Here is a 2,157-nt window from a genome sequence, read left to right on the forward strand (position 1 = left end):
ACCCACCCCGACGCCGGCCCCGAAGCAGACTGCAACCACGGATCCCCCACCGACTCCCGCCCCTGCGCCCGCCGCGCCTCCTCGAACCGCTCACGCCCCTGACCCGACCCGCCAGCCTTCGTCACCACCGCCGTCGCACTCTTCAGGCTCACGCCCACCTCGTCGACATCCAGCTCGAACACCGTCCGCTTCACCCCCTCACGGTCCTCGTACGACCGCTGCTTCAGCCGGCCCTGCACGATCACCCGCATCCCCTTCGCCAGGGAACCCGCCGCGTTCTCCGCGGCCTGCCGCCACACCGAGCACGTCAGGAACAGGCTCTCGCCGTCCTTCCACTCGTTCGTCTGCCGGTCGAAAGTGCGGGGCGTCGACGCCACCCGGAACCTGCACACCCCCGCCCCAGCCGAGGTGAACCGCAGCTCCGGCTCATCCACCAGATTCCCGACCACCGTGATCACCGTCTCGCCACTCATGCCGCCAACTCCTTCGCGTCACCATCACCGAGGAACCCCGGCGTGCTCGTCCCCCAAACCGTGCGAGATGCACGATCCGGCCTGTTCTCCCGCTTCACACGAATCGGCCCGCCGCACTCCGCGTACCGCCGACCTGTACAAACCGCCGAAATCGTGGCCGCCTGCACCCCGAACGCCAACGCCAACTCGAGATCCTTCGCACCAGCTGCCGAACGCTCACGGATCTCCACCACCTGCTCCGGCGACAGCACCCCTCCCGACGACCCCTGCGGCAGCTCCGGGAACTCCCGCCCCTCCTTCCTGTACGCCGCACGCAACCGGGTGATGAACACACCCGTCGAACCATCCGCCAAGCCACGCACCCGATCCACCTGCAGGTACGACATCCCCCGCCTCACAGCCAGCACCACAGCCGCCAGCCGCTCCGACTTCGTGACCGCGACCTGCTCACCCGCCAAATACCGCTGCACAGCCACCCCGTCGACGTAGTCGTCCTCAACGTCAACGGGCTCAGGCACCAGATCCCTCAACGTCTCGCTGGCCCCCCACGCCGGCACCACGGCCTCCCCGAACTCGTTGAAGTCCAGCCAGCCCAGCGCCTTACTCATCGGCTGGTCAGGGTTCACCAGCCCCGCGAGAACGATCAGCAGAACGTCCTTGTCGCTACTGCTCAGGCTGGCCAGCGCCTGGTGCACATCACGAGGACCACCGTCTCCGTGTACGAGGGTCACCAGGTGCGCCGCTGCCGGCAGCAGGTCTTCCACCATGTCTCCGCGCTCCTTCGCGCTCAACGTGCTCACGCCGCGACCTCCTGCCGTGCCCGGGCGATCCGCAGCGCGTTCACCGTCGTCTGCTCCTGCGCACCGAAATACGCAGCCATATCCCGCCGAGACACCCCCAACCCCGACAACCGCAACAAAACCTGGCCCTCACACACAGCCATACGCTCCGCACGCGCCACCGACGAACCCGACGGCACCAAACCCAGCCGCGGCGCCCTCTCACCCGACCACCACAAAGCCACCCGCACCGTCACCTCACTCGCCAGAACACCCTCCGCACGCAGCAGACGCGTCGCCTCCACCAGCCGGCGACCCGACGCCTTCCACGCACCCGACAACGCCGGCCACCCCGCGGGGGACGCCAACCAGCGCGCCACCGGCAACTGCGGACGCTCACCCAGCAGCCCCTCCACATACAAGGCACGCCGCTGCTCCTGCGACAGACCACCCGCCACACCCCACCGGTACAGCGGCTCCTCCCGGCCCATCCACTGCACCAGGCACTCGGCGATCACCGGGCAGTTCACGCACACCCCCCGAGCAGCGGCCACCATCGGCCTGGCGTCGGAGAAGAAGGCTTCGGGGTCGGTCGTACGGCACACGGCGTCGGGCAGCCATTCGACGGCGCTTCTCGTGGGACGGCGCGTGTTGGTGGTGGTCATGAGAGGGCTCCTGTGGGGTCGAGAAGGGCGATCTGGTTGGGGGTGAGTTGGAGGTGGGGGAGTTTGTGGTGTCGGGCGAGGGCCCAGGCGGTGTTGCGGAGGGCTTTGGTGTGGCCGGCGTTGTCGGGTGCGTGGAAGGCGTCGGGTCGCCGGCTGGTGGAGGCGACGCGTCTGCTGCGTGCGGAGGGTGTTCTGGCGAGTGAGGTGACGGTGCGGGTGGCTTTGTGGTGGTCGGGTGAG

The 2,157-nt window shown here is 68.7% G+C and carries 3 protein-coding genes and 1 pseudogene; all 4 read right to left on the minus strand.

Annotation, left to right across the window (positions count from 1 at the left end; translation table 11 throughout):
* Window positions 1-473 (minus strand): annotated as a pseudogene (locus EAO77_RS36145) (single-stranded DNA-binding protein); the annotation flags it as partial.
* Window positions 470-1,240, minus strand: coding sequence for a hypothetical protein (locus tag EAO77_RS36150; protein ID WP_147992532.1), 771 nt, complete (start codon window positions 1,238-1,240; stop codon window positions 470-472). The gene EAO77_RS36150 and the pseudogene EAO77_RS36145, both read right to left, overlap by 4 nt.
* A 29-nt stretch (window positions 1,241-1,269) precedes the next feature.
* Window positions 1,270-1,917: a WhiB family transcriptional regulator gene (locus EAO77_RS36155; protein ID WP_147992533.1), complete on the minus strand. Its 648-nt coding sequence runs from the start codon at window positions 1,915-1,917 to the stop codon at window positions 1,270-1,272.
* On the minus strand, window positions 1,914-2,157 hold a 244-nt coding region (locus tag EAO77_RS39155; RefSeq protein WP_187283573.1), incomplete at its 5' end, for a hypothetical protein. The genes EAO77_RS36155 and EAO77_RS39155, both read right to left, overlap by 4 nt.

Origin of the sequence: Streptomyces sp. T39 (genome assembly GCF_008042045.1) — a bacterium.
Lineage (GTDB): Bacteria > Actinomycetota > Actinomycetes > Streptomycetales > Streptomycetaceae > Streptomyces.